This is a genomic window from Rhodoferax sp. RT5P35, assembly GCF_056521385.1.
Window position 1 is genome coordinate 1 of record NZ_JBWMAX010000179.1, and the last position, 1,306, is coordinate 1,306.

Consider the following 1,306-nt stretch of genomic DNA (forward strand, 5'->3'; position numbering starts at 1 on the left):
ACGGTTTCAAACAAAATAATAATGTCTAAAAACAGCGAATGGTTTTTGACGTAATACAAGTCGTATTGGAGCTTTTCGGCCGAATCCTCCAGCGTGGCACCGTAGTGGTAGCGAACTTGGGCCCAGCCTGTAACCCCTGGCTTGACACTTTGGCGCACCGCATAGTAGGGGATCTGGCGTGTCAACTGGTCAACGAAATAAGGCCGCTCGGGCCGTGGCCCGACCATGCTCATGTCGCCATTGAGAACGCAAAACAACTGCGGCAACTCATCAATTCGCAACCTTCGGATCACCTTGCCTACCTTCGTCACTCGGTCGTCAGTAGCCGATGCCCACCGGGGTTTCCCGTCAACTTCAGCATCAGTTCGCATACTTCTGAATTTGGTAACGTTAAACAAACGCCCATTCAGCCCCACCCGCTCCTGCCGGTATAAAACGGGCCCACGGCTCTCCAGCAAAATCAGGAGCCCAGTGACCAACATCACCGGCAAAGACAAAATTATCAACGCCACGGCCCCCACAATGTCGTAAAAGCGTTTAATCAAGGTTCTGACAAGGCCTTGCTCGAAACCATCTCCAAAGATAAGCCAGCCGGCAGATACCGCATCAAGCCTGATTTGCCCCAGTGTTTTTTCAAAATGGGTGGCGATATCGACCACCCGCACGCCCCTCAGCTTGCAATCGAGGAGCTCACGTAAAGGCATGCTGCCACCACGACGCTCAGTCAGGGCAACCACAATTTCATCGACTTTTTGCTCGTGAACAATATCTGTCAACGATTTTTCAGGTGACAAAAGGCCCCAAGCAGAAACCTCACTTGCAATCTCATTGGGGCTGGGGTAATAGCCCAAAAGATCGACATTCGGGTCTGACATTTTTAGACTTCGACCAACCAACTTTGCGCGCATCCCCGATCCATAAATAAGAACACGTTGCCGGGTCTTCGTTTTAGATTTTTGTGTCACACGAACTCTGTTGATCAACATCAAGGCGACGCCTGCCGTCAAAGTCATCAAAAATATTTTGCCATCTTCGAGTTTGAGCGGGGACAGGCGAAAAATCCCATACGCGAATGGCAAAGACAGGCACAAGGCAAGGGCAGCCCGAGCACCAGATTGCGCCAATGTAAGGTTGTGGCCACGTCGGTAAAAACCAAGGCCTGCATTAATTACCAAAATGCCGACCGCGAGCAACAAAGAGGTACTGACAACGACCAATGACTCTGACCCTGGATCCGCCACTTGGGAAAGGATAGAAACCACCAAAGTAGCCAAGACAATGCTGACATCAAAGAAAAACTGCAAAA

General features: G+C 50.5%; 1 protein-coding gene. It reads right to left on the minus strand.

The window, feature by feature from the left end:
- Positions 1 to 1,304: TIGR03013 family XrtA/PEP-CTERM system glycosyltransferase (locus AC097L_RS24750; RefSeq protein WP_479589369.1), on the minus strand; the 1,304-nt coding region annotated here is incomplete at its 3' end.
- Positions 1,305 to 1,306 lie beyond the last annotated feature (2 nt).